At 64.1% G+C, this 24,191-nt stretch carries 25 protein-coding genes; 8 read left to right on the forward strand and 17 right to left on the reverse strand.

Annotated elements, in window-relative coordinates; all coding sequences use genetic code 11:
• Positions 1-175 precede the first annotated feature (175 nt).
• The gene (locus P5704_011280; protein ID WOF81001.1) at positions 176-544 is read right to left on the reverse strand and encodes a DUF4870 domain-containing protein; all 369 of its coding nucleotides are present in this window, start codon (positions 542-544) and stop codon (positions 176-178) included.
• 17 nt (positions 545-561) lie between these two features.
• Entirely contained in the window at positions 562-1,284 is a 723-nt protein-coding gene (rph, locus tag P5704_011285) for a ribonuclease PH (protein WOF81002.1), read from the reverse strand.
• A gap of 152 nt (positions 1,285-1,436) precedes the next feature.
• On the opposite strand from rph, the gene P5704_011290 reads away from it, so the two are divergent.
• The 5 genes from P5704_011290 to P5704_011310 all read left to right on the forward strand — a co-directional run bounded on the left by P5704_011290 (position 1,437) and on the right by P5704_011310 (position 6,023).
• Positions 1,437-2,300 (forward strand): YicC/YloC family endoribonuclease, encoded by an 864-nt coding sequence (locus P5704_011290; protein ID WOF81003.1) that lies wholly within the window; start codon positions 1,437-1,439, stop codon positions 2,298-2,300.
• A gap of 69 nt (positions 2,301-2,369) precedes the next feature.
• Complete coding sequence (gmk, locus tag P5704_011295; GenBank protein ID WOF81004.1) at positions 2,370-2,990, forward strand: guanylate kinase; 621 nt, start codon at positions 2,370-2,372, stop codon at positions 2,988-2,990.
• A 115-nt stretch (positions 2,991-3,105) separates the two neighbouring features.
• On the forward strand, positions 3,106-3,369 hold the full coding sequence (rpoZ, locus tag P5704_011300; GenBank protein ID WOF81005.1) for a DNA-directed RNA polymerase subunit omega: 264 nt from the start codon (positions 3,106-3,108) through the stop codon (positions 3,367-3,369).
• 60 nt (positions 3,370-3,429) lie between these two features.
• Positions 3,430-5,538, forward strand: a complete 2,109-nt coding sequence (gene spoT, locus P5704_011305; GenBank protein WOF81006.1) for a bifunctional GTP diphosphokinase/guanosine-3',5'-bis pyrophosphate 3'-pyrophosphohydrolase — start codon at positions 3,430-3,432, stop codon at positions 5,536-5,538.
• 104 nt (positions 5,539-5,642) lie between these two features.
• Positions 5,643-6,023 (forward strand): RidA family protein, encoded by a 381-nt coding sequence (locus P5704_011310; GenBank protein WOF81007.1) that lies wholly within the window; start codon positions 5,643-5,645, stop codon positions 6,021-6,023.
• 41 nt (positions 6,024-6,064) lie between these two features.
• Here the strand turns inward: P5704_011310 and P5704_011315 are convergent, their stop codons facing one another.
• The 3 genes from P5704_011315 to P5704_011325 form a co-directional block, all read right to left on the reverse strand.
• On the reverse strand, positions 6,065-6,649 hold the full coding sequence (locus P5704_011315; protein ID WOF81008.1) for an OmpA family protein: 585 nt from the start codon (positions 6,647-6,649) through the stop codon (positions 6,065-6,067).
• Entirely contained in the window at positions 6,646-7,107 is a 462-nt protein-coding gene (locus P5704_011320) for a FecR domain-containing protein (protein ID WOF81009.1), read from the reverse strand. The genes P5704_011315 and P5704_011320 overlap by 4 nt, the downstream gene beginning before the upstream one ends.
• A 297-nt stretch (positions 7,108-7,404) precedes the next feature.
• Positions 7,405-8,163 carry an ABC transporter substrate-binding protein gene (locus tag P5704_011325; GenBank protein ID WOF81010.1) on the reverse strand — a complete coding sequence of 253 codons (759 nt, stop codon included), beginning with the start codon at positions 8,161-8,163 and terminating at the stop codon, positions 7,405-7,407.
• A gap of 498 nt (positions 8,164-8,661) precedes the next feature.
• On the opposite strand from P5704_011325, the gene P5704_011330 reads away from it, so the two are divergent.
• Positions 8,662-10,638, forward strand: a complete 1,977-nt coding sequence (locus P5704_011330) for an AAA family ATPase (protein ID WOF81011.1) — start codon at positions 8,662-8,664, stop codon at positions 10,636-10,638.
• Between the two features lie 34 nt (positions 10,639-10,672).
• Here the strand turns inward: P5704_011330 and P5704_011335 are convergent, their stop codons facing one another.
• The 4 genes from P5704_011335 to P5704_011350 are packed head-to-tail and all read right to left on the reverse strand — an operon-like array spanning position 10,673 to position 13,669.
• Entirely contained in the window at positions 10,673-11,290 is a 618-nt protein-coding gene (locus P5704_011335) for a TPM domain-containing protein (GenBank protein ID WOF81012.1), read from the reverse strand.
• An 18-nt stretch (positions 11,291-11,308) separates the two neighbouring features.
• Positions 11,309-12,067: a TPM domain-containing protein gene (locus P5704_011340; GenBank protein WOF81013.1), complete on the reverse strand. Its 759-nt coding sequence runs from the start codon at positions 12,065-12,067 to the stop codon at positions 11,309-11,311.
• Entirely contained in the window at positions 12,064-12,687 is a 624-nt protein-coding gene (locus tag P5704_011345) for a LemA family protein (GenBank protein ID WOF81014.1), read from the reverse strand. Before P5704_011345 ends, P5704_011340 begins: the two co-directional genes overlap by 4 nt.
• 46 nt (positions 12,688-12,733) lie before the next feature.
• Positions 12,734-13,669 (reverse strand): LysR family transcriptional regulator, encoded by a 936-nt coding sequence (locus P5704_011350; protein WOF81015.1) that lies wholly within the window; start codon positions 13,667-13,669, stop codon positions 12,734-12,736.
• 100 nt (positions 13,670-13,769) lie between these two features.
• Here P5704_011350 and P5704_011355 point away from each other — a divergent pair, with 100 nt between their 5' ends.
• On the forward strand, positions 13,770-14,783 hold the full coding sequence (locus P5704_011355) for a zinc-binding alcohol dehydrogenase family protein (protein WOF81016.1): 1,014 nt from the start codon (positions 13,770-13,772) through the stop codon (positions 14,781-14,783).
• Between the two features lie 6 nt (positions 14,784-14,789).
• Here P5704_011355 and P5704_011360 read toward each other — a convergent pair whose 3' ends face one another.
• Together P5704_011360 and P5704_011365 are read right to left on the reverse strand one after the other, a co-directional pair.
• Complete coding sequence (locus P5704_011360; protein WOF81017.1) at positions 14,790-16,013, reverse strand: CaiB/BaiF CoA-transferase family protein; 1,224 nt, start codon at positions 16,011-16,013, stop codon at positions 14,790-14,792.
• A gap of 133 nt (positions 16,014-16,146) precedes the next feature.
• Complete coding sequence (locus P5704_011365; GenBank protein ID WOF81018.1) at positions 16,147-17,328, reverse strand: acyl-CoA dehydrogenase; 1,182 nt, start codon at positions 17,326-17,328, stop codon at positions 16,147-16,149.
• A 172-nt stretch (positions 17,329-17,500) separates the two neighbouring features.
• Between P5704_011365 and P5704_011370 the strand changes: the two genes are divergently transcribed.
• On the forward strand, positions 17,501-18,421 hold the full coding sequence (locus P5704_011370) for a LysR family transcriptional regulator (GenBank protein ID WOF81019.1): 921 nt from the start codon (positions 17,501-17,503) through the stop codon (positions 18,419-18,421).
• Between the two features lie 28 nt (positions 18,422-18,449).
• Here the strand turns inward: P5704_011370 and P5704_011375 are convergent, their stop codons facing one another.
• The 6 genes from P5704_011375 to P5704_011400 form a co-directional block, all read right to left on the reverse strand.
• Positions 18,450-19,616, reverse strand: a complete 1,167-nt coding sequence (locus P5704_011375) for a Fic family protein (protein WOF81020.1) — start codon at positions 19,614-19,616, stop codon at positions 18,450-18,452.
• 230 nt (positions 19,617-19,846) lie between these two features.
• A complete protein-coding gene (locus P5704_011380; GenBank protein WOF81021.1) occupies positions 19,847-20,221 on the reverse strand; it encodes a helicase in 375 nt (124 codons plus the stop codon).
• A gap of 142 nt (positions 20,222-20,363) precedes the next feature.
• Positions 20,364-20,636, reverse strand: coding sequence for an HU family DNA-binding protein (locus P5704_011385; protein ID WOF81022.1), 273 nt, complete (start codon positions 20,634-20,636; stop codon positions 20,364-20,366).
• Positions 20,637-20,785: 149 nt separating this feature from the next.
• Positions 20,786-21,970, reverse strand: coding sequence for an FAD-dependent oxidoreductase (locus P5704_011390; protein WOF81023.1), 1,185 nt, complete (start codon positions 21,968-21,970; stop codon positions 20,786-20,788).
• A 36-nt stretch (positions 21,971-22,006) separates the two neighbouring features.
• Complete coding sequence (locus tag P5704_011395; GenBank protein ID WOF81024.1) at positions 22,007-22,174, reverse strand: rubredoxin; 168 nt, start codon at positions 22,172-22,174, stop codon at positions 22,007-22,009.
• A 115-nt stretch (positions 22,175-22,289) separates the two neighbouring features.
• Positions 22,290-23,993, reverse strand: coding sequence for an L-lactate permease (locus P5704_011400; GenBank protein WOF81025.1), 1,704 nt, complete (start codon positions 23,991-23,993; stop codon positions 22,290-22,292).
• Positions 23,994-24,191 lie beyond the last annotated feature (198 nt).

The following is a 24,191-nucleotide window of genomic DNA, read 5'->3' on the forward strand; positions in this document are numbered from 1 at the left end:
CTGCAAGCTGCAAGCTGCAAGCTGCAAGCTGCAAGCTGCAAGCTGCAAGCTGCAAGCTGCAAGCTGCAAGCGAATCAGTGTCCGGGCGGCGCCAAACGCCTGCCAAACCTGTTCCTGCCTTGCAGCTTATGGCTTGAGCCTGCTTTTCCTGCCGCTTATGGCTTGCAGCTCGCCTTCATTTGACCAGCCGCCAGCAGAACGGATAGCGGTAGGGCTTGCCCTCGTTGGCACGGATGCCGGCGATCACCACCAGCACCAGCGCCACTACGCTCACCAGTACCATCAGCGGAAAGCCGATGAGGATCCAGGCCAGTAAGCCGCAGATCATCATCACGATGCTGAAGGTAAGCTGGAAATTCAGGGCTTCCTTGCCCTGCTGATCGACGAAGGGATCCATGTCCTTCTTCAACTGCCAGACGATCAGCGGACCGATCACGTTGCCGATCATCGGCGCCAGAAACCAGAAGAACGACGAGTAGTGGCAAAACATCGCCCACTGACGCGCTTCGCGACTGGGCAGCGGCACGAGGTCCTGATCGGTCATTTCGCGTTACCTCTCGCTCAGTCAGCCAGCGCGGCGCGCTGCAACTCGAACAACTGACGTACACCGTCCTGAGCCAGGGCCAGCATGGCATTGAGTTCAGCAGGCTGGAACGGCGCACCTTCGGCAGTACCCTGCACCTCGATGAAGCCACCGGCGTCAGTCATCACCACGTTCAGGTCGGTTTCGGCCGCCGAATCCTCCAGGTAATCCAGATCCAGCACCGGCTCGCCCTGATAGATACCGACCGACACCGCAGCGATCATTTGCTTGACCGGATCGCCCGCCTTCAGACCGCCACGCTTCTTCAGTACCTTGAGCGCATCGATCAACGCCACCATGGCACCGGTAATCGACGCCGTGCGCGTACCGCCGTCGGCCTGGATCACATCGCAGTCGATGAACAGCGTGTTCTCGCCGAGCTTGCTCATATCAAGCGCCGCACGCAGCGAACGACCGATCAGGCGCTGGATTTCCAGCGTGCGTCCACCCTGCTTGCCGCGCGAGGCTTCACGCTGGTTCCGCTCACCGGTAGCACGCGGCAGCATGCCGTACTCGGCGGTCAGCCAACCCTGCCCCTGCCCTTTGAGAAAACGCGGAACGCCGGACTCGATGCTGACCGTGCAGATCACCTTGGTGTCGCCGAACTCCACCAGCACCGAACCCTCGGCATGTTTGGTGTAGTTGCGGGTGATGCGGATCGAGCGCAGCTGATCGGCGGCACGGCCACTAGGTCGCTTCATGTATAGGTCCTGCTAGATAGGAAATTGACCGGCATTATAGAGCCCATTGGCGCGGAAAAGGGTCGCGACCGTCCGGCCATCGCTGCCGTGACACCCCGTTTTCCTTTACAATCCTTCGCCTTTCGCAGCCCGTAATCGAGAGGTATCCCCCGATGGTCCACAGCATGACGGCCTTTGCCCGCAGCGAGCAGGCCGGCGCCCATGGCACCCTCAGCTGGGAAATCCGCTCGGTCAATCATCGCTATCTCGAGCCGCACCTGCGCCTGCCGGAAGCCTTCCGCGACCTCGAAGGCGCGGTTCGCGATGCGCTGCGCAAAGGCATCTCACGCGGCAAGGTGGAATGCACCCTGCGCTTCACCGAGGAAAACAACGGCACCGCCCTGCAGGTCGACCGCGAGCGCGCCAGCCAGTTGATCGCCGCCGCCGAAAGCGTTGCCGCACTGATCCGCCAACCCGCACCGATTGACCCGCTGCAGGTACTTGGCTGGCCGGGCGTACTGGTCGGCGACGCAGTCGACCCACAGGCACTCAACCAGAGCGCTCTACAGCTCTTCCACAGCGCACTCGAGCAGCTCAAGGAAGGCCGCCGGCGTGAAGGCGACGAGTTGGCCAAGCTGCTCAACGATCGTCTGGACAGCATCCTCGAAGAAGTGGCCACGCTGCGCGAACAGGTGCCGCAGATGCTCGCAGCCCAGCGCCAGAAGGTGCTCGACCGATTCAGCGAAATGCAGGCAGAGCTCGACCCGCAGCGCCTCGAACAGGAAATGGTGCTGTTGGCGCAGAAGAGCGATGTCGCCGAAGAGTTGGACCGTCTGGATACCCACGTGGCCGAAGTACGACGCGTACTCAAGACCGGCGGCGCGGCCGGACGCCGACTCGACTTCCTCATGCAGGAGCTCAATCGCGAAGCCAACACCCTCGGCTCGAAAGCCTTCGACCCGCGCAGCACTCAGGCCGCGGTCAATCTGAAGGTACTGATCGAGCAGATGCGCGAGCAGGTGCAGAACCTCGAATAACCATCAGCCGCCGCAGCGGCTGGTCTATTTTTGTCCCACAGCATTAACAGCGCTTTTCAGGAACCCGTCATGTCCGCCACCACCGGTACGCTCTATATCGTTTCCGCGCCTTCCGGGGCCGGCAAGACCAGCCTGGTCAAGGCGCTGGTCGATGCACAACCGCAGGTACGCGTGTCGGTGTCCCACACCACTCGCGCCATGCGACCGGGTGAGGTCGACGGGGTCAACTACCACTTCGTCAGTCGCGAGGATTTTCTCGCGCGCCTGGAGCGCAACGAGTTTCTCGAGCATGCCGAGGTGTTCGGCAACCTGTACGGCACCTCGCAGCGCTGGCTGGAGCAGACCTTGGCCGAGGGCTTCGACCTGATCCTGGAAATCGACTGGCAGGGTGCCCAGCAGGTGCGCCGGCTGATGCCGCAGGCCAAGTCGATCTTCATCCTGCCGCCGACCCAGGAAGCACTGCGCCAACGCCTCAACAACCGCGGTCAGGACAGTGACGAGATCATCGACAAGCGCATGCGCGAAGCTGTCAGCGAAATGAGCCACTACGTCGAATACGACTACCTGGTGATCAACGACGACTTCGCCCACGCCCTGATCGACCTGCAGTCGATTTTCCGTGCCAACCAGCTGATACAGAAGACCCAGCAACAGCGCCACGCCCGCCTGCTCGGCGAATTGCTCGCGTAGCCCCGTTGGCGCATAGCCCGCAGAAACAGCGCTTCCATTACGGCTGGTGATTTTTTAGACTACTCCGTCCGCTCGCCCATTCGGGCACGCTCTACCGCTATTGATGAGGAACACCATGGCCCGCGTTACCGTTGAAGATTGCCTGGACAACGTCGATAACCGCTTCGAGCTGGTCATGCTCGCTACCAAGCGCTCGCGCCAGCTGGCCACCGGTGGCAAGGAGCCCAAGGTCGCATGGGAAAATGACAAGCCGACCGTCGTCGCCCTGCGCGAAATCGCTTCCGGCCTGGTCGACTACGATGTCATTGCACAAGACGAGATCGTTGACGACGAACCGCTCTTCACCCAGTACGAGGAAGAGCCGAACGAGGCCATCTGAATAAATGCCAGGTCGAAGTCGAACCGATAACATCGAAGCCCGCTGGCAAGGAGCACTGTCTTGCCAGCCATAGACGCGCTTGCGGATCGCCTATCGACCTATCTCGGCCCGGACCAGGTCAACCTGGTCCGCCGTGCCTATTTCTACGCCGAGCAGGCCCACGACGGGCAGCGCCGGCGCAGCGGTGAAGCCTACGTCACCCATCCTCTCGCGGTAGCCAATATCCTCGCCGACATGCACATGGACCATCAGAGCCTGATGGCCGCGATGCTGCATGACGTCATCGAAGACACCGGCATTCCCAAGGACGCACTGGTTGCGCAGTTCGGCGAAACCGTTGCGGAACTGGTCGACGGGGTCAGCAAGCTGACCCAGATGAACTTCGAGACCAAGGCCGAGGCCCAGGCCGAGAACTTCCAGAAGATGGCCATGGCCATGGCCCGCGACATTCGCGTGATCCTGGTCAAGCTCGCCGACCGCCTGCACAACATGCGCACCCTGGAAGTGCTGGCCGGCGAAAAGCGCCGCCGCATCGCCAAGGAAACCCTCGAGATCTACGCGCCCATCGCCAATCGGCTGGGCATGCACACCATGCGCGTGGAGTTCGAGGATCTGGGCTTCAAGGCCATGCACCCGATGCGCTCGGAGCGAATCCGCGCCGCCGTACGCCGCGCCCGCGGCAACCGCAACGAGATCGTCGACAAGATCGAACAATCGCTGATCCACTGCCTCGAGCGCGAAGGCCTGGAAGGCGACGTGCTGGGCCGCGAGAAACACCTGTACAGCATCTACAAGAAGATGCGCGGCAAGCGAAAAGCATTCCACGAGATCATGGATGTCTACGCGTTCCGCATCGTGGTGGACAAGGTCGACACCTGCTACCGCGTGCTCGGCGCCGTGCACAGCCTCTACAAGCCGCTGCCGGGCCGCTTCAAGGACTACATCGCGATCCCCAAGGCCAACGGCTACCAGTCCCTGCACACCACGCTGTTCGGCATGCACGGCGTGCCCATCGAGATCCAGATCCGCACCCGCGAGATGGAAGAGATGGCCAACAACGGTATCGCCGCGCACTGGCTGTACAAGTCCCCCGAGGACGAAGTGCCCAAGGGCACCCACGCCCGCGCCCGCCAGTGGGTCAAGGGTGTACTGGAGCTGCAGCAGCGTGCCGGCAACTCGCTGGAATTCATCGAGAGCGTGAAGATCGACCTGTTCCCCGACGAGGTCTACGTCTTCACGCCCAAGGGCCGCATCATGGAGCTGCCCAAGGGATCGACCGCCGTCGACTTCGCCTACGCGGTGCACACCGACGTCGGCAACACCTGCATCGCCTGCCGCGTCAACCGTCGCCTGGCGCCACTGTCGCAGCCGCTGGAGAGTGGCTCGACAGTGGAGATCGTCACCGCGCCGGGTGCCCGACCGAATCCGGCCTGGCTGAACTTCGTCGTCACCGGCAAGGCACGTACGCATATCCGCCATGCGCTCAAGCTGCAGCGCCGCTCGGAGTCGATCAACCTCGGCGAGCGCTTGCTGAGCAAGGCGCTCAGCGGCTTCGAAACCAGCCTGGAAAAGATCAGCCCGGAGCGCATTCAACAGGTACTCGCCGAGTACCACATGGAATACGTCGAGGACCTGCTGGAGGACATCGGTCTGGGCAACCGCATGGCCTATGTGATCGCGCGCCGCCTAATCCTGCGCGACGACGAGCAGGCGCCGGCGCTCGAAGGGCCGCTGGCGATCCGCGGCACCGAAGGGCTGGTGCTGAACTATGCCAAGTGCTGTACGCCGATTCCCGGCGACCCCATCGTCGGGCACTTGTCGGCCGGCAAGGGCATGGTCGTGCATCTGGAAACCTGCCGGAACATCGCCGATGTGCGCCACAACCCGGACAAGTGCATCCAGCTGTCCTGGTCGAAGGATGTCACCGGCGAGTTCAATGTCGAGCTGCGCGTCGAGCTGGAGCACCAGCGCGGTCTGATCGCACTGCTGGCCGGCAGCGTCAATGCCGCCGACGGCAACATCGAAAAAATCGGCATGGACGAGCGCGACGGGCGCATCAGCGTCGTCCAGCTGGTGGTCAGTGTGCATGATCGCGTGCACCTGGCCCGGGTCATCAAGAAGCTGCGCGCGATCAAGGGCGTCACCCGCATCACCCGCGTCAAGGCCTGACCTCCTCCGTCGACTTCGACCTGTCTGCAAAACGCCACGGCTGGCCGCTCTCGCCGTCAGCCATTATGCTGGCTGCCCGTCGCCCAATTCCCAGAGGAGTCTCCATGAGCAAGACCGTGATCAACACCGACAAGGCCCCGGCCGCCATTGGTACCTACTCCCAGGCCATCAAGGCCGGCAACACCGTCTACCTGTCCGGGCAGATTCCGCTGGATCCGAAAAGCATGGAACTGGTGGAGGGTTTCGAAGCGCAGGCAGTGCAGGTGTTCGAGAACCTCAAGGCGGTGGCCGAAGCGGCTGGCGGCTCGCTGAAGGACATCGTCAAGCTCAACATCTTCCTCACCGACCTCGGCAACTTCGCCACCGTCAACGAGGTGATGAGCCGTTACTGCCAGCAGCCGTACCCGGCACGTGCTGCCATCGGCGTCGCCGCGCTGCCGAAGGGGGCACAGGTGGAAATGGACGCGGTTCTGGTCATCGACTGATCGGACCTGCCGGCGCGGCGCCAGTCGCCGCGTCATCGACCTCAACGCACCAGAATTTCGACCCGCCGATTGCGCGGCTCGGCAATGGCATCCGGCGTCGCTATCAGCAGATTGCGCTCACCGTGAGACTCCACCCGCAACTCCATCGCTTCCAGGCCCTTGCTGCGCAGCAGCTCGGCAACCGCCTGGGCGCGACGCAAACCGACCTGCTCGTTGGCCGCACGATGACCCAGGGTATCGGTGTGGCCGATCACCGTGACCACCGGATAATCGCGGCGCCGCGCGGCCAAGAGAACGCTGTCCAGCAACTGCCCGGCCGCGTCGTCCAGCCCACCGGACGATGTCAGGTGAAGCGTGAAGCGCTCGGGCAGGGCCGGCTGGGCGGCCAGCGCCTTGTCGAAATCCGCTTTGCGGCGCATTTCGGACACGGCGTAGGGCTGACCACTCCCCGCTATCGCCATACCCTTGCCGGACGCATCCAGCCGATGCTCTCCCTCCTCCCCCAGCACCACACCACCGCGCCCATTCGCATCGTCCGCCAGCATCACATAGGAATGCTGCGCGCAACCGCCCAGCAGTACCATCGTCAGCAGCGCCATGGTTTTGCTCAACGCCAGCGGTCTCACGGCGCCACCTTCATCAATACCTGGCCACCGCGTACGCCGATGCGGCCATCAGGCGTATCGACGGCGATGGCTTGTGGATCGAGGCGGGCCAGGTCGCCCGCAATCAGGTTGAGCGTGCCGCGAGAGAGCGTTGCGCGCAGACGCAGCTCATCCGATGCCGGGGCGAAGCGATAGTCGTCGAGGGTCAGTTCACTGTGCGGACCGAACGCCAGCACACTGCCGTCGCCGAGAATCACTCCCAGTGCGCCTTCGGCGCCGGTGCTCAACGCCACACCCGGCACGATCGCCTGGCCGACCTTGGCGGCATTGGTATAGCCGCGGCTGCTGATGTACGCAGCGCCTTCCACCCGCGCCACATGCCCGACCGGTTCGGGCAGGCTTTCGGCGGTGGCAGGCGCAATCCAGACTGCAGCAGCCATGTAGAGGGCGCGCCGCATGTAGTTGTTGAAGCCAGTCATCGAATTCTCGAATCGTCAGGAATGCGGTTGGAGCGATCCCGCTCCACTGGACTAAGGCAGTCCAAACCGGCAAAAAATCCCCTGCCGTTTCGTTTTCCGGTGATTTGTTGGTCGAACAGGGGCGCACTGGGCTGTATTTGCCCGAGGTGCCTCGACCAACAGGCGTTTGTCAGAACCCGGCCAGGCGAGATATGCAAGTCAGAGCGAACCGGTCTTCGCTTGCGCCAGCCTGAGCCGAATGCCGCACACACATGGCTCATCGCCTCAGGGGCGATCATCCGGTAGCGTGAAATGCCTTCAGTTCACGTAACGCTGCGCCGCCTGTTGCAGCAGCCCTTCCTGCTTCATCTGGTCGAGGGTGCGCTGCAGTTTCTCGACGACCGCATCCGGCGTTTCCTTGTTCAGCGCCAGATAGAGATCGACCCGACTCAGGGTCAGCGCCACGGTTAGCGGGCCGACGCCGGCCTGGTTCGCCTCGTATTCGCCGGAGGGGTTGGTGGTCGCCCACAGATCGAACTGGCCGGCTTTCAGCTTGGCCGGCGTATCGATCAGCGAGCTCTGCACCTCGATGCCGCGGTTGATCAGGTACTGACTGCCCACGCTGCCATCCTTCGAGCCGATTCGGTACTGCTTGGCATCTTCCAGGCTGGAGACCTGAATCTGGCTCTGAGGAGTCTTGAGCAGCACGATCTGGATCTCGCTGAGCGGACCGACCCACTTGTACTTGGGTTCGCGCTCGGGGGTACGGCTGAGGGAAAACACGGCGAAGCCCGGCGTCTTTTCGGCCAGCTGCTGCAGGCGGCTCCACGGGAAACGCAGCGTCATCGCATAGGGCACGCCCGCGCGCTTGAACAGGGCGGCCACCACTTCAGCGTCGATGCCGCTGATCGCCCCCTCCTTGGCGAAATTCTTGCCATCGTCGGCCATGCTGAACGGCGGGAAATTCTGCGTGAGCAGGTTGATGGTCTCCCCGTCGGCGCTGGCCGAGGCGAGTGGCAGGAGGGTAATCAGCGCGCCGAGAAAAGCGCAGCGAAGATACTTCTTGTTGGTCGGCATGTTGAAGTCTCGGGTCGGTCGGACATTATTTTTCGCGCCGGCATCGGTTCCGGGCGGCTGTCGGCAGGTTCTTATTGCGCCCGGTTCGTGACAAGCGACCGTGCGGCGATGAACCCTAACAGGCCGTTGCGGGACAATCTCTGCGTCGGATCACTTACGTGACAGATGCCGTCCGCCGCCAGTCCCAGCCGCCGCGCGCCGAGCCAGACGCCGCGGCACGTCATCCGACACAGATTTTCGTTCCCCGCGTGACCGGTCATTCGTCGAAAACCTTCCGTCCGTTCGTCGCGTGGCCACTCCTATGGTGGCACTTGCCGTATTCTCGCCGGCTATCGGAGTCTGCCGAGCCGAGACACAGTCGGGCATATAAATCGCATCCAACACATCCGAACTGTGGCGCGCCATGCAAATGGCGCCGCGGGGTTTCCCGCGAACAACTGTGGTCCGCCTCCTGGCGGTGGTTTGTCGAAACGTCGGGCCTTCCCGATTGGATGTGAAATGAAAACACCCCGTCTGCTACAAGGTCGCCGCGGCCCTGTACTCTCCATTTTTCTGCTCCTGCTGATCGCCGCCAGCGTCGCCTATTGGCAGTTGCGCCCCAACGCCCCATCGACGCCGGCCACAGGTGCGGCGGCGAGCATGCTCGAAGCCCTGCAGGACTCCACCGAGCCCTGGCAGGTCAATCGCCGCGACCTTTCGGTGCTGATGAGCGACCTGCGTGGCGCCGGCATCGCCAGCGCCGCATTGGGTAAGGATGCGGTGTACGTCAGCCTGCACGATGGCCTGCGCTACTGGGTGCCGGACCAGTCCGGTCGCGTCGCCGGGTTGTTGCTCGAGCAGTACGCGCAAGCCAGCGGTGAGCTGTTCCCGTTGGCGATGTTCCAGACCGACGCGGAAAAGCCTTTCTACACCTACCTGCTGCCCTACTCGCCAATCGCCTTGCTGCTGCTCGGGGCGGCAATTTTCTTCGCCATGAAGACCCGCAGCTTCGAGGTCCAGCGCAAGGGCAGCGGCGTGACCTTCGCCGACGTGATCGGTGCCGCGGAAGCCAAGCAGGCCCTCAGCGACGTCACCACCTACCTACGCGATCCGGCCGCCTACGCGCGTCTCGGCGCGCGCCCACCCAAGGGTGTGCTACTGACCGGCGAACCCGGCACCGGTAAGACCCAGCTGGCCAAGGCGCTGGCCAGCGAGTCGAATGCCAGCTTCATCCAGGTCACCGGCAGCGATTTCTCCTCGATGTATTTCGGCGTCGGCATCCAGAAGGTCAAGGCGTTGTTCCGCACCGCGCGCAAACAGGCGCCGTGCATCATCTTCATCGACGAGATCGATGGCATCGGCAAGCGCGCCGAACAGCAGCGCTCCAGCGATGCCGAGAGCAACCGCATCATCAACCAGTTCCTCGCCGAGATGGACGGCTTCGATGGCGCCGCCGGCGTGCTGGTGCTGGGCGCCACCAACTTCCCCAACTCGCTCGATCCGGCGCTGGTACGTGAAGGCCGCTTCGACCGCTCCATCGCCGTCGGCCTGCCCGGCCTCGATGACCGTGAAGCGCTGTTCCGCCTGTATGCCGGCAAGATCAGCGCGGCGACCGATCTGGACTTTCCGCAGCTGGCGCGCAATACCGTCGGTCTCACGCCGGCCGCCATCGCCTACATCGTCAACCACGCGGCGCTGCTGGCCGCCCGCGCGGCCGCCAGCCAGGTCGATATGGCGCACTTCGTCGATGCCGTGGAAACCTGCCGCATCGGCGAGCAGCCCTCCGGCGTGACGCCGATGTCCGCCACCGACCGCAAGCGCATCGCCGTGCACGAAGCCGGCCACGCGCTGGTGGCGGCGGCGTTGAATGTCGGCCGGGTGGAAAAGGTCACCATCCTGCCGCGCGGCCAGGCGCTGGGCGTGACCCTGGTGACGCCGGTGGAGGACAAGCGTCTGCACATGTACTCCGAACTGCGCAACCGCATCCAGATGCTGCTGGCCGGCCGTGGCGCCGAGCAGTTGTATTTCCACGAGGTATCGTCCGGTGCCGGGCAGGATCTGCAGGAAGCCTCGAAGATCGCCCTTTCCATGGTCGGCGCCCTCGGCATGGGCCCGCGCGGCTCGCTGCTGAGCCTGCAGGCCGTGCGCGACGCGCACCTGGACAGCGATCCGCGCGAAGCGCTGGAAGCGGCCGATGAGCTGCTGCAGCAGCTCAATCAGGAGTGCCTTGCACTGCTGCAGCGCCTGAAGCCGGCGCTCGACCACATCACCGAGCGCCTGCTGGAGTGCGAGACCGTGCCGGGTGAGGAAGTGCTCGCTGCGGTTGCCGCGATTCCCGCCGACCGTGCCCATGGCGTCTCGCCATTGCACGGCCCGCTCTCAGGGCTCGAGCGCGTCGCCGCCTCAGGCTTCGACGACGGCACCGGGGCGCTGTTCGACCTCGTCGCCGGCGAGCCGAAGGACATTACCGAACCGGAAGGCCCCGGCATGGCCTAGAACGCTGCCTGATCGCTCGGCAAAGCCCGTGCGTTCAGGGCAACAACACCAGGCGATTGGGTAGTTCGTTGCGCTCGTGGGTCTTCGGCACATGCTGTGCCAACAGCGCACCGCTGGCCTCGATGCAGCCGAGGAAGCCCTCGAGCACCTGCCCCTGCTTCACCCGCTCGGTGAAGCAGGCGACGACAGACTCCCAGGCGGCATTGTCGATGCGGCTGGAGATGCCGCGGTCGACCAGAATCTCCACGTAGCGCTCGGCTTCCGAGACGAAGATCAGCACTCCGGTGTCGCCGTCGGTGTGATGCAGATTGAGTTCGATGAACTGCCGCCGCGCCAGGTTGCAGGCGCGCCAGTTGCGCACCGAACGCGGGATCAGATGGCTGGTCAGCGCCGGCATGCGAAACAGCACCGCGAGCACGATAAAGGTCGCCCACTGCACCAGCAACAGCTGCCAGGCGCCGAGCCAGCCACTGAAGAACAGCAGCGCGCCGGGCAGCAGCAGTGCGATCAGACCGGCCCACAGCAGCGGGATGTAGTGATAGTCGTCCGCCTGGGCGGCCAGCACCGTCACCAGTTCGGCGTCGGTGCTGCGCTCCACGCGCTCGATCGCTTCGGCTACCTGTTGCAGTTCTCTCTCGCTGAGTAAGGTCATCGTTCATCCATCATTGATTTACCAGCCGCCGGAAGCACCGCCGCCTCCGAAACCGCCGCCGCCCCCACCGAAGCCACCACCGCCGAAGCCACCACCGCCGAAACCGCCGCCACCGCCCCGCCCCATACCGCCAAGCAAGGCGCCCAGCAGCAAGGCGCGACGACCGCCACCGCGACCACCGCGCCCGCCGCCGATAACGAAGATAGCCACCAGCATGAGGAAGAAGCCGAGAATCCCTAGCCCGCCGGGCTGCTCTTGCGCCATCGGCATGACCGGTCGCAGCTCGGCCGGCAACGCGTCGCCGCCAAGCACCGTGACGATCGCCTCTGCACCCTCGGTGATGCCGCCCGTGAAGTCGCCGCGCTGGAACGCCGGCGCGATGACCCGATTGATGATCACCGAGGACTGCGCGTCAGTGAGCCGACCTTCCAGGCCGTAGCCGACCTCGATGCGAATCTTGCGATCATCGCGGGCGACGATCAGCAGCGCGCCGTTGTCCTCGCCCTCCTGGCCGATGCCCCAGGTGCGGCCGAGCTGCAGGCCGAATTCCTCGATGCTACGCCCGCCGAGATTCGGCACCGTCACGACCACCACCTGCTCACCGGTCGCCTGCTCGTGGGCCGCCAGCATGCTGGTCAGACGCGCCTCGGCCTGGCTGTCGAGCAGCTCGGCGCGATCGACCACGCGCCCGGTCAGCTCCGGGACCTCGGCTTCCTGGGCGACCAGGCTAGCGGCCCAGAGCAGCAGGATCAGCAGTAGCGGAAACCTGGAGGTCATTGAAACTGCACTTGTGGCGCCTGCTCGGCATTCTCGGCGGTAGCCTCGAAGTTCTCGCGAATCGGCATGTCGCTGTACATCAGCGTGTGCCAGATACGTCCGGGGAAGGTACGAATCTCGGTGTTGTAGCGCTCGACCGCGGCGATGAAGTCGCGGCGTGCCACCGCGATGCGGTTCTCGGTGCCTTCAAGCTGCGATTGCAGGGCAAGGAAGTTCTGGTTCGACTTCAGCTCCGGATAGCGCTCGGATACCGCCATCAGCCGGCTCAGGGCGCCGGTCAGCTGGTTCTGCGCCTGTTGGAACTGCTGCAGCTTCTGCGGATCGTCCAGGGTGCTGGCATCGATCTGAATCGAGGTGGCCTTGGCCCGCGCCTCGACCACCGCCGTAAGCGTCTCCTGCTCCTGACGGGCGAAGCCCTTGACCGTCTCGACCAGATTGGGAATCAGGTCGGCACGGCGCTGATACTGGTTCTCCACCTGCGACCAGGCGGATTTCACCTGTTCGTCGTAGCGCGGAATGTTGTTGATGCCGCAGCCGGCCAGTAGCCAGGACATAAGGACTACAACCGCCAGTTGCCAGGTGTTTCGATAACGCTGCGTCTGCATGATGCGCTTGTCCATTCTGTTAACCAGTACGCAGATAAGAATAGCCAAAGGCCATAAGAGTTCAGGCGCGCGATGAAACTATCCCCTGCCACGGCGCGCGACTCAGCAAGCACATACAGCGCTCCTGCAGATACTCGCGCAGCAGCCGCACCGGCTTGCTCAGCTGGGCCCGATGGGCGCAGAGCAGATTCAAGGGCGCCGCTTCACCAAGACAGCCTGGCAACAGCACCTGCAGACGGCCCGCGGCCACGTCGTCGGCGATGTCCAGCCAGGATTTGTAGGCCAGTCCGTTTCCGGCCAGCGCCCAGCGCCGCACCACGTCGGCATCGTCACTGACGCGGTCGCCAGCGACCTGTACGGCGTGCTCACGGCGCCCCTCCTGAAAGCACCAGCGGTCATGCACGCGCCCGGCGAGCATGAAACGCAGGCAGTTGTGCGCGGCCAGTTCGTCCAGCCGCTGCGGCACGCCGTGGCGCTGCAGGTAGGTCGGCGAGGCGCACAGCACCCGGCGATTGCCCGCGGCCACCGGCAGCGCCACCAGGCTCGAATCCTGTGGCTCGCCATAGCGCAGGACCAGGTCCACCGGTTGACGAAACAGGTCGGTCAGGCCGTCCCCCAGCAGCAGGCGCACCTGCAATTGCGGATGGCACGCCTGGAATTCATCAAGCCAGGGCAACAGCACGTTGCGCCCGAAATCCGACGGCGCCGATAGCGGCAGCACACCGCTGATCGCCTCGCGCCCGCCAGCGAGCGCCTGCGCCCCGTCATGCAGGCTGGCCAGTGCTGCCCGGGCATGCTGCAGATACGCCTCGCCCTCGGCGGTCAGGCGCAGACTGCGGGTGGAGCGCACGAACAGCCGTGCACCCAGGCTCGCTTCCAGGCGTTTCAACGCCGCGCTGGCCACCGCCGGCGATACGTCGAGCCCGCGCGCCGCGGCGGAAAGGCTGCCGCTGTCGGCGGTACGGACGAACAGCTGCAGGTCGTCGATACGCAGCATTTTCAAAATCCTGTTGAAAGAGCCTCGCTTATCACCCTGTTTTTTCGCCAAGTCAAATAGCTGAGCATGCCCCTCCACCGAACCCATACGGAGCCACAGCATGAAAGCGGTCGCCTACTCAGAATCCCTCGCCATCGACGATCCCCGCGCCTTGCAGGACGTGGAACTGCCCGAGCCGGTACCCGGCCCGCGTGACCTGCTGGTGGAGGTGCGCGCCATTTCGGTCAACCCGGTGGATACCAAGGTACGCCGCAACACCCAGCCCGAGGCCGGTCAGCCGAAGGTGCTGGGCTGGGACGTGGCCGGCGTGGTGGTCGGGGTGGGCAGCGAAGTCAGCCTGTTCAAGATCGGCGACGAGGTGTTCTACGCCGGCTCCATCGCCCGCGCCGGCGGCAACAGCGAACGGCATCTGGTCGATGAGCGCATCGTCGGCCGCAAGCCGCAGAGCCTGGGCTTCGCCGAGGCCGCCGCGCTGCCGCTGACCGCCATCACCGCCTGGGAGCTGCTGTTCGAACGCCTGCAAATGGTGGAAGACCAGGGCGCCGGGCAGCAGCTGCTGATCGTCGGTGCCGCCGGCGGGGTCGGTTCGATCATGCTGCAGCTGGCCCGTCAGCTCACCGAGGTCAGCGTGATCGCCACCGCCTCGCGTCCGGAAACCCAGGCCTGGGCCCGCGAACTCGGCGCGCATCATGTCATCGACCATAGCCAGCCGCTGCACGCCGAGCTGCAGCGCGCCGGTTTCGCCAGCGTCAGCCATGTCGCCAGCCTGACCCAAACCGATCAGCATTTCGACCAGCTGGTCGAGGCACTGACACCGCAGGGCCGCCTGGCGCTGATCGACGACCCGGCCCAGCCGCTGGATGTGATGAAGCTCAAGCGCAAGAGCCTGTCGCTGCACTGGGAGCTGATGTTCACCCGCTCGCTGTTCGAGACACCGGACATGATCGAGCAGCACCACTTGCTGCAGCGCGTCAGTCAGCTGGTCGATCAGGGCGTGCTGCGCACCACCCTCGGCGAGCACTTCGGCGCCATCAACGCGGCCAACCTGCGCCGCGCGCATGCCCTGCTGGAAAGCGGCAAGGCCAAGGGCAAGATCGTGCTGGAAGGCTTCTGAGCCCGACTAGATGACGCCAGACGCACGCAGGCCGGCGATCTGCTCGTCGCTCATGCCCAGCAGGCGCTGCAACAGCGCCTCGCTGTGCTCGCCGAGCAGCGGCGGCGGATTGCGGTAATCCACCGGCGAGGCGGATAGCCGCAGCGGGCTCGCGACCTGCGGCACGCGGCCGGCCAGCGGATGCGGTATCTCGACGCTCAGCCCGCGATGCTGCACCTGTGGGTCGGCGAACACCTGTGCCAGGTCGTTGATCGGCCCGCAGGGCACGCCGGCCAGCTCCAGCGCACCGACCCATTCGGCCGTAGTGCGGAACACCGTGACCTGGCGGATCAGCGGAATCAATTCAGTACGATGGGCGACCCGCGCGCGGTTCGTGGCGAAGCGTGGATCGGCCGCCCACTCGGGACGCCCGACCACCTCGCAGAACTTGCGGAACTGGCTGTCGTTGCCGACGGTGAGAATGATGTCGCCATCGGCGGTGGGGAAGTCCTGATAGGGCACGATGTTCGGATGGGCGTTGCCCATGCGCCTGGGCGCCACGCCGGTGGTGAGGTAGTTCAGCGCCTGGTTGCCGAGGCAGGCGACCTGCACATCGAGCAGCGCGGTATCGATATGCTGGCCCTCGCCGCTGCGTTCGCGATGTGCCAGCGCGGCAAGCACGCCGACGCTGGCGTACAGGCCGGTGAGGATATCGGTCAGCGCCACGCCGACCTTCACCGGCCCGGCGCCCTCCTCCACATCGCTGCGCCCGGTCAGGCTCATCAGCCCGCCGAGGCCCTGGATCATGAAGTCGTAGCCGGCGCGTGTGGCGTAAGGCCCGTCCTGGCCGAAGCCGGTGATCGAGCAATAGATCAGCCGCGGATTGATCGCCTTCAGGCTGGCGTAGTCCAGCCCATAGGCGGCCAGCCCGCCGACCTTGAAGTTCTCCAGCAGCACATCGCACTGCGTCACCAGCTCGCGAATGATGCGCTGACCCTCGGGCTGGGTGAAGTCGACGGTCAGCGACTGCTTGTTGCGGTTGGCGCTCAGGTAGTAGGCGGCCTCGGCGGTGTCGGCGCCATGTTCATCGCGCAGGAACGGCGGGCCCCAGTGACGGGTGTCGTCGCCCGTGCCGGGCCGTTCGACCTTGATCACCTCGGCGCCGAGGTCGCCGAGGATCTGCCCGCACCAGGGCCCGGCGAGCACGCGGGAGAGGTCGAGGACGCGGATATTGGATAATGCGCCGGGCATGGAAGTCTCCACGGGATGGCAATAGACGGGTGTAGGTTGGGCTGAGCCCACGAAGCCCAACGAGCGGACGCTTCGGCGAGTGTTGGGCTTCGGCGCTACGCGCCTCAACCCAACCTACGGTTTTCCAACTACCTCAGAAGAACGCCTGGATACCGGTCTGCGCGCGACCGAGGATCAGCGCATGCACGTCATGGGTGCCCTCGTAGGTGTTCACCACCTCCAGGTTGACCAGGTGCCGGGCCACGCCGAACTCGTCGCTGATGCCATTGCCGCCCATCATGTCGCGCGCCATGCGCGCCACGTCCAGCGCCTTGCCGCAGCTGTTGCGCTTCATGATCGAGGTAATTTCCACCGCGGCTCTGCCATCATCCTTCATCCGTCCCAGGCGCAGGCAGCCTTGCAGCGCCAGGGTGATCTCGGTCTGCATGTCGGCCAGCTTCTTCTGGATCAGCTGGTTGGCGGCCAGCGGCCGGCCGAACTGCTGGCGATCGAGCACGTACTGGCGCGCGGTGTGCCAGCAGAACTCGGCGGCGCCCAGCGCGCCCCAGCTGATGCCGTAGCGGGCGCTGTTCAGACAGGTGAACGGCCCCTTCAGCCCGCGTACGTCGGGGAAGGCGTTCTCTTCCGGGCAGAACACGTTGTCCATGACGATCTCGCCGGTGATCGAGGCGCGCAGGCCGACCTTGCCGTGAATCGTCGGGGCGGACAGCCCTTCCCAGCCCTTTTCCAGCACGAAGCCGCGAATCTCGCCAGCGTCATCCTTGGCCCAGACCACGAAGACATCGGCGATCGGGCTGTTGGTGATCCACATCTTGCTGCCGGACAGGCGATAGCCGCCGTCGACCTTTTTCGCCCGGGTGACCATCGAGCCGGGGTCGGAGCCGTGGTTCGGCTCGGTCAGGCCGAAGCAGCCGATGTATTCGCCGCTCGCCAGCTTGGGCAGGTACTTCTGTCTGGTCGCCTCGTTGCCGAATTCGAAGATCGGCACCATCACCAGCGAGGACTGCACGCTCATCATCGAGCGATAGCCGGAATCGATGCGCTCGACCTCGCGGGCGATCAGGCCGTAGCACACGTAATTCAGGCCGCTGCCACCGTAGACTTCGGGAATGGTCGCGCCGAGCAGGCCGGTTTCGCCCATCTCGCGGAAGATCGCCGGATCGGTGCGCTCATGGCGGAAGGCTTCCAGCACTCGCGGCGCCAGCTTGTCGGCGGCGAACTGCGCGGCGCTGCCCTGCACCATGCGCTCTTCTTCGGTCAGCTGCTGGTCGAGCAGCAGCGGGTCGATCCAGTTGAAGCTTGCTTTGCCGGCCATTCGGGGGCTCCTCTTGTTGTCTTCGGCACCGCGGTCGCGGGCGGGATGGGCTGATCCTAGGCGCCGCATCAATGCGTCGCAACCGAGGATTACGCATCCAGCTGTGCGTTTTGCTCACTCCGAGATAACCTTTGCCACCACCAGCAGGCTTATCCCGTGAGGTCTTTGCATAATGCGCCGCAAGATTCCCAGTACCGCCGCGCTGATCGCCTTCGAGGCCGCCGCCCGCCACGAGAGCTTCACCCGCGCGGCCGACGAGCTGGCGCTGACCCAGAGCGCCATCTGCCGGCAGATCGGCGGGCTGGAGGAGTTCCTCGGCCTGGCGCTGTTCCGCCGTTCGCGGCGCGGCGTGAAGCTCACCGCTGCCGGGCAGTCCTACGCCCGTCGCATCGCCGCGCAGCTGGACGCGGTGGAGCGCGACACGCTGTCGGTAATGGGTCAGCAAGGCGCGATGAGCATCGAGCTGGCCGTGGTGCCGACCTTCGGCACCCAGTGGCTGGTGCCGCGCCTCAGGCATTTCCAGGCGCTGCATCCGGAGATCACGGTGAACCTGACCAACCGCACCCGGCCCTTTCTCTTTGCCGATACCGAGTTCGATGCTGCCATCTATTTCGGCGATGCCGACTGGTCCGGTACCGAGGCGCACTACCTGATGCCCGAGGACCTGCAGCCAGTGTGTAGCCCGGCTCTGCTGCGCGACGCTCAGCCGTTCACGACCCTGGCCCTGGCCGAACTGCCGCTGCTGCAGCAGACCACCCGCCCCTACGCCTGGCGCCAGTGGTTCGATTCGTTGGGGCTGAAAGTCGCCCGCGACATGACCGGCCCGCGGTTGGAGTTGTTCTCCATGCTGGCGCAGGCGGCCGAGCATGGCATGGGGGTGGCGCTGATTCCGCCGTTCCTGATCCAACGGGAACTGGCCGAGGGAAGGCTGGTGCTGGCGCATCCGCAGGCCTATCGCAGCGAGACGCGGGCTTACTACCTGATGATTCCCGAGCGCAAGGTGGAGTCGGCGGGGCTGGTGGCGTTTCGGGACTGGTTGAAGGGTGAGGCGAGGGTTTGGCGGGAGGCCCTAGGGCTCACAGCGCCAAGATAATCAAGCAACCAACCTTAGCAGGAGCCACTTATGGTCGTGCTGCTACAACAGGCTCAGGAATAAAGCCTTCGGCCGTCAACGTGCGAATGACGCCCCGAAGCAGGTAGTTGTTCGTGAAGCCCAGTGTGTACTGGCGGGAGTTGGGCTGAATCGGGACCAGCATTCGTCTGTCCACCAACTTCTTGATTTGATAGGTCCGCTGCGGCCCGTTCAGGTCAGGCATCGCACCCGCAAGGTCTGCAGACTTCGCCACGCCGCTGTCAGTGTCCAGAAGTCGACGAAGAATTGAGTGCTCCTGGACGGTGATGTGTTCTCTCTCGCGAGAGAAGGCGAGTGCCGGCTGCAGGATTCTGGCTTTAAGGTAGCCATAGTCGCACAGCCGATCGAGCTTGCTCAGCTCTGTGAGGATGCCTTGGAGTACGTAGATACACCACCGTTCCAGGCCTTGCTGTGTACCGCGATCAGCCTCGCCCAGCATCTCGTAGTAACGCTCGCGATCATTGCAGAACACTGCAGTGGGGTTCAGCAGTCGACCGCCGGCGCAGACATCGAATCCGTACTTGATGAGCATCAGGTACGTCAACAAACGAACCACCCGTCCATTGCCCTTGGTGAACGGGTGAATCCATGCGAATCGGTGATGCGCGAGCGCCACTTTCATAAGGTGGTACTTCTGCGGATCGTGCGCATTGATGAACGCCACCAACTCATCCATGTACCCACCGACTTGCACCGCGTCCGGCGGGAGGTGCTCCGATTGCGCAATGCGAACCTGGGTCGTCCTGAGCTGACCGGGAGTCCGATCCCCTTCCCTGTCGAGCCCCCCTACAGTAATGGCGTGCAATTCTCGAATGAGATGGAGGCTGACGTCGTCTCCTTCCTTGAAATGCTGCTCGATGAAGCTCATGGCCCTCTCGATGTTGGAGATTTCGCGCAGTTGATCGGTAGCCGCGTCATCTCCCTCCATCTTACTTTCCACATAATCAGCGAGGGTTGTGTGGTTGCCTTCAATTCGGGCGGATCCAAGGCTTTCCAGAATGTGGAAAACATTCTTGAGCTGGAAGAAAAGGCTCGCTGGAGTCGTACCCGCCAGCCTGTAGCGGCGTAGGTGCTCCAGCTCATTCAGGACATCGACAAGTGGTGAGTCGAAGGCTGGATTGAGGAGAGCCAAGTCGTGATGAGTGAAATTCGGCATGTTGAACATCTCCACTGCGCCCAACAATTAAGTCGACACAATGCCACGCAAAGCCGCAAAAATACTAGCCAACTTCAATATTCAGTTCACACCACAAGTCAACTCATGCATTCAGAAAACTTAAATTTGAGTACGACCAAGTCAAAGCTGATCGGCTCAGGCATGAACGCCCTACGCGGTTCTCCACCCTACGGGGGCTTGGCCGGACATGAGAAGGTGACGCGGCAGGGTCACTTCTTCTTACGAGGCTTCAGGTATTTGGTCAGCCCCTGAAACCACATCACCAGCGCCGGATTTCCCTGAATCTGGATGTCCTTGTTCTGAATCCCCTGCATGAACGCCAGCTGCTTGTTCTTCGCCGTCATGGTGGCGAAGCCATAGGCGGCATCCTTGAACCCCAGGGAGAAAGCCGGCTCGCTCGCCGGGCCGCGCTTGCTGGTGACGCGCTGGTTCTTCACCACGAAATGCCGGGCGACCTTGCCGTCCAGAGTATGCAGCTGGAAGCTCAGGTCCTTATCGCCCAGCTGCTGCTGGAACTCGGGATTGGTGCGGCTGGCCTTGGCCATCAGGCGGCCAAGCATCCAAAGCAGAAAGCGGAATTTCATGACGTGTAGTCCCGACCGGTACGAGAGGAAGGCCGCATTGTAGTGGCTTGATCGGCGGGGGGAAGGACGGGTACGAACGGGTCCGGGGCGGACCGGCTGGTCAGGTTTACCCGGAGCCGATCGGCTCCGGGTCGGCGCAGCGTCAGTTGACGGCGTCTTTGAGCATCTTGCCCGGTTTGAAGGCGACGGTATTGCTGGCCTTGATGGTTACCGTTTGCCCGGTCTGCGGGTTTTTCCCGGTGCGGGCACCACGGTGGCGCTGAACGAAGGTGCCGAAACCAACCAGGGTCACGCTGTCCTTGCGGTTCAGCGCGTTGGTGATTTCATCCAGCACGGCGTTGAGTACGCGATTGGCCTGGTCCTTGGACAGATCGGCCTTCTCGGCAATGGCTGCGGCGAGTTCCGGTTTACGCATTGGGAGCCTCTGAGACGTTTTTGTTGTTGTGTCCGTACTGTTCACAAGAACAGCGCTAAAGGCGCTGCAACAGCTCTAGGCTGGGGCAGACCCATGGAGAATGGCACGGCGCTAGCACCTGCGCCAGTCCCTGTAGGCGGCTCGCCAGCTCAGCCGGGGGACTTTAGCGACCGAATTTGCGGTAGTTCCGCCAGCACCGGCGGCAGCTGCTTGTTCAGCCCCAGCCGCTCCTGCACCGCCGCGCCCGTCAGGGCGTAGCCGAGCAGCTGCCCGGAAGCGCCGAGATAGAGCGCTTTGACATCATTACCCTCGGCCTCCACGGTCCAGCTGCCGACACTATCAAGCGCAGGCAGTGAGACCACCACCGGGCATGCCGGGGTCTTTACGGTGACCGGCATGGGGCCATAACTGACAAAGGTAGGATTGCCAAACAGCGTTTTAGCCAGGGCCCGCGCACCAGCCATGAGCGGCATCACGTAGAGCAGGTTCAACCCCTCCACTTCCGCACAATCGCCGAGGGCGTAGACGTGGGCCGCCGAGGTCTGCAGCAGACGATCAACGACGATGCCGCGCTTGACCTCAAGCCCCGCCTCGGCAGCCAGCTCGGTGCGCGGGCGCAGGCCAACGGCGCTGACCACCAGATCGCAGGCCAGGCGATTGCCATCGGAAAGCTGCGCCTGCAGGCCGTCGTCACTGCGTTCGAGGCGCTGCAGCGTGGCGCCCAGATGGAAGCGCGCGCCTATGCCCTCCAGGCCACGCCTTACCGCCTGGGCCGCCTGCAGCGGTAGCAGGCCGGGCATGACCTGCTCGCTCGGCGCGACCAGATCGACCTCGTGGCCGCCCAGCAGCAGGTCGTTGGCGAACTCGCAGCCGATCAGCCCGACACCGAGGATCAGCACGCGGCGCTTGCCGGCGACGGCGGCGCGGAAGCGGCCGTAATCGTGCAGGTCGTTGATCGGGAATACCGCGTCGGCGGCATCGCCTGCGACCGGCACCTGGATCGTCTGCGCCCCCCAGGCCAGTACCAGATCGCGATATGAGACCGGTTCATTGCCGATCCACACGCGCCGATTCGCCGGATCGAGGCGGGTGACGCGGGTATGGATGCGAATCTCGGCGTTCAGCTGCTCGGCCATGGCACCGGCGGTGGCCATGCCCAGGCTTTCGGCGTTCTTGTTGGCGGCGAAACCGGTGGACAGCAGCGGCTTGGAATAGGAGCGCCCGTCATCGGCGGTAATCAGCAACAGCGGCGTCTGCGTGTCCAGCTTGCGGAATTCACGGGCCAGGTTGTAGCCGGCCAGGCCGGTACCGATGATGACTACAGGTGCGCTCACGTCATGTCCTCGTATGGGTGGTTGGCGATACGGTTTTCAGCCGATGGCGATCATTTCGAAGTCCATCTTGCCGACACCGCAGTCCGGGCAAACCCAGTCTTCCGGCACGTCTTCCCAGGCAGTCCCGGGCGCGATGCCTTCTTCCGGTACGCCCAGCGCTTCGTCATAGATGTAGCCGCACACCACACATTGCCATTTCTTCATGGGTAACCTCGATGCTCTTTCGACTGCGACGCACGCTATACCAGAACAGCGCGCCGCACCAATCCCACAAATGAAAACGGGCGGCCTGGGCCGCCCGTCGCGCTTACCGCCAGGCTTAGCCTGCGGTACCCGCCAGCGGATCGCTGATGCCCATCACGTAGAACCCGATCAGGCCGATGGTGCCGGCCAGGATGAGGTAGTACAGGGTCGGCAGCATGGTCTTGCGCAGGGTGATCCCTTCGCGACCGAGCAGGCCTACCGTGGCCGAAGCCGCCACCACGTTGTGAATGGCGATCATGTTGCCCGCCGCCGCACCCACCGACTGCAGCGCCACCATCAGTGCACCAGACAGGCCGAGCAGCCCCGCGGTGTTGAACTGGAACTGCGACAGCATCAGGTTGGATACGGTGTTGGAACCGGCGATGAAGGCGCCCAGCGCACCGACTGCCGGAGCGAAGAACGGATAGACGCTACCCACGCTGTTGGCCACCAGCTGCGCCATGGCCACCGGCATGGACACCAGATCGGAGCCGTTCACGCCCGAGTTGATCAGGATCCGCACCATCGGGATAGTGAAGATCAGCACGAAGCCCGCGCCAAGCAGGGTCTTGCTCGACTCGGAAATCGCCGCGCCCAGTTCACCGGCCTTCATCCGATGCAGGAAGAAGGTGATCAGCACCACGATGCAGAGAATGCCACCCGGCAGGTACAGCGGCTCCAGCGTACCGGACACGCCGGTCTCACCGAGGATGTCCTTCCAGCCGAAGGTAAGCGACATCAGCAGCGCCTTGAAATCCGGGAACACCCGCGATGCCACCAGCAGTGCTGCGAGGATCAGATACGGCGCCCAGGCCATCGGCACGGAAATCGGCGTCTTGCCGGCGACATCCTCGATCTTCATCTCGATCTTGCCCATCCACTCGGACGGCCACTCGCTCGCCGGGGCGAAATCCCAGCTGTCCTTGGGCAGCAGGAAACCGGCCTTGGCCGCCGGCACAACGATGGCCAGACCGACCAGCGCACCGATCATCGACGGGAATTCCGGACCGAGGAACACACCCGCCGCGGCATACGGAATGACGAAGGCCAGACCGGTGAACACGGCGAACGGCGCAACCGCCAGACCTTCGGTCCAGGATTTGTTGCGGCCGAAGTAGCGGGTCATGATGCTGACCATGATCAGCGGCATGAGAATCCCGCACAGCGCATGGATGATGGCGACGCGCGAGAAAATCAGGTGGAAGAACACCTCCCAGTTGCTGCCCACCGCTGCCAGCTGCTCGCTGATGCCGGTCTTGTCCAGCCCCGCACCGACGCCGACCAGAATCGGCGTGCCCACCGCGCCGAAGGATACCGGCGTGGACTGCACCATCATCCCCATGACCACTGCCGCCAGAGCCGGGAAGCCCAGCGCGACCATCAGCGGCGCCGCCACCGCAGCCGGCGTACCGAAGCCCGACGCCCCCTCGATGAAGCAACCGAACAGCCAGGCGACGATCAGCACCTGAACGCGACGGTCAGGACTGACATTGGAGAAGCCACGCCGAATCGAACTGATCCCCCCGGAATGTTTCAGCGTGTTGAGCAGCAGAATCGCACCGAAGATGATCCAGAGGATCGCCGCGGTGAGGATCAGGCCCTGCAAGGTCGAGGCGATGACCCGGTTGAGGGTCATGTCCCAGGCCAGCAGGCCGATCACTGCAGTGAGGACGAAAACCAGCGGCATGGCGTACTTGGCCGGCCAGCGAAAGCCGATCAGCAGCACACCCGCCAGCACCAGCGGCACGAAGGCCAGGATGGACAGTAGTGTTTGACTCATTTGTTGGGTCCCTGCTTTTTTGTTGTGAACCGCTTCTATTGTGTCCGGGCATGCCCGGTGCCTCGCATGAAACGCCCCCACACGGCGCGCCTCGCAGCGACCAGGCCGAAACCTCGCCGCTCATGCTCGAAAGCCCCGGGCGCCGTGGAGCGCCTGGGGCTTCTGTCCTTTACCGCATGCGCCGGGCTTCCGGCAGCA

Origin of the sequence: Pseudomonas sp. FeN3W (genome assembly GCA_030263805.2) — a bacterium.
GTDB lineage: Bacteria > Pseudomonadota > Gammaproteobacteria > Pseudomonadales > Pseudomonadaceae > Stutzerimonas > Stutzerimonas stutzeri_G.

Bases quoted from the DNA above. Each gene is read 5' to 3' on its own strand.
- P5704_011280 (WOF81001.1), bottom strand. From the start codon at position 544: ATGACCGATCAGGACCTCGTGCCGCTGCCCAGTCGCGAAGCGCGTCAG.
- rph (WOF81002.1), bottom strand. From the start codon at position 1,284: ATGAAGCGACCTAGTGGCCGTGCCGCCGATCAGCTGCGCTCGATCCGC.
- P5704_011290 (WOF81003.1), top strand. From the start codon at position 1,437: ATGGTCCACAGCATGACGGCCTTTGCCCGCAGCGAGCAGGCCGGCGCC.
- gmk (WOF81004.1), top strand. From the start codon at position 2,370: ATGTCCGCCACCACCGGTACGCTCTATATCGTTTCCGCGCCTTCCGGG.
- rpoZ (WOF81005.1), top strand. From the start codon at position 3,106: ATGGCCCGCGTTACCGTTGAAGATTGCCTGGACAACGTCGATAACCGC.
- P5704_011310 (WOF81007.1), top strand. From the start codon at position 5,643: ATGAGCAAGACCGTGATCAACACCGACAAGGCCCCGGCCGCCATTGGT.
- P5704_011320 (WOF81009.1), bottom strand. From the start codon at position 7,107: ATGACTGGCTTCAACAACTACATGCGGCGCGCCCTCTACATGGCTGCT.
- P5704_011325 (WOF81010.1), bottom strand. From the start codon at position 8,163: ATGCCGACCAACAAGAAGTATCTTCGCTGCGCTTTTCTCGGCGCGCTG.
- P5704_011330 (WOF81011.1), top strand. From the start codon at position 8,662: ATGAAAACACCCCGTCTGCTACAAGGTCGCCGCGGCCCTGTACTCTCC.
- P5704_011335 (WOF81012.1), bottom strand. From the start codon at position 11,290: ATGACCTTACTCAGCGAGAGAGAACTGCAACAGGTAGCCGAAGCGATC.
- P5704_011340 (WOF81013.1), bottom strand. From the start codon at position 12,067: ATGACCTCCAGGTTTCCGCTACTGCTGATCCTGCTGCTCTGGGCCGCT.
- P5704_011345 (WOF81014.1), bottom strand. From the start codon at position 12,687: ATGGACAAGCGCATCATGCAGACGCAGCGTTATCGAAACACCTGGCAA.
- P5704_011350 (WOF81015.1), bottom strand. From the start codon at position 13,669: ATGCTGCGTATCGACGACCTGCAGCTGTTCGTCCGTACCGCCGACAGC.
- P5704_011355 (WOF81016.1), top strand. From the start codon at position 13,770: ATGAAAGCGGTCGCCTACTCAGAATCCCTCGCCATCGACGATCCCCGC.
- P5704_011360 (WOF81017.1), bottom strand. From the start codon at position 16,013: ATGCCCGGCGCATTATCCAATATCCGCGTCCTCGACCTCTCCCGCGTG.
- P5704_011365 (WOF81018.1), bottom strand. From the start codon at position 17,328: ATGGCCGGCAAAGCAAGCTTCAACTGGATCGACCCGCTGCTGCTCGAC.
- P5704_011370 (WOF81019.1), top strand. From the start codon at position 17,501: ATGCGCCGCAAGATTCCCAGTACCGCCGCGCTGATCGCCTTCGAGGCC.
- P5704_011375 (WOF81020.1), bottom strand. From the start codon at position 19,616: ATGCCGAATTTCACTCATCACGACTTGGCTCTCCTCAATCCAGCCTTC.
- P5704_011380 (WOF81021.1), bottom strand. From the start codon at position 20,221: ATGAAATTCCGCTTTCTGCTTTGGATGCTTGGCCGCCTGATGGCCAAG.
- P5704_011385 (WOF81022.1), bottom strand. From the start codon at position 20,636: ATGCGTAAACCGGAACTCGCCGCAGCCATTGCCGAGAAGGCCGATCTG.
- P5704_011395 (WOF81024.1), bottom strand. From the start codon at position 22,174: ATGAAGAAATGGCAATGTGTGGTGTGCGGCTACATCTATGACGAAGCG.
- P5704_011400 (WOF81025.1), bottom strand. From the start codon at position 23,993: ATGAGTCAAACACTACTGTCCATCCTGGCCTTCGTGCCGCTGGTGCTG.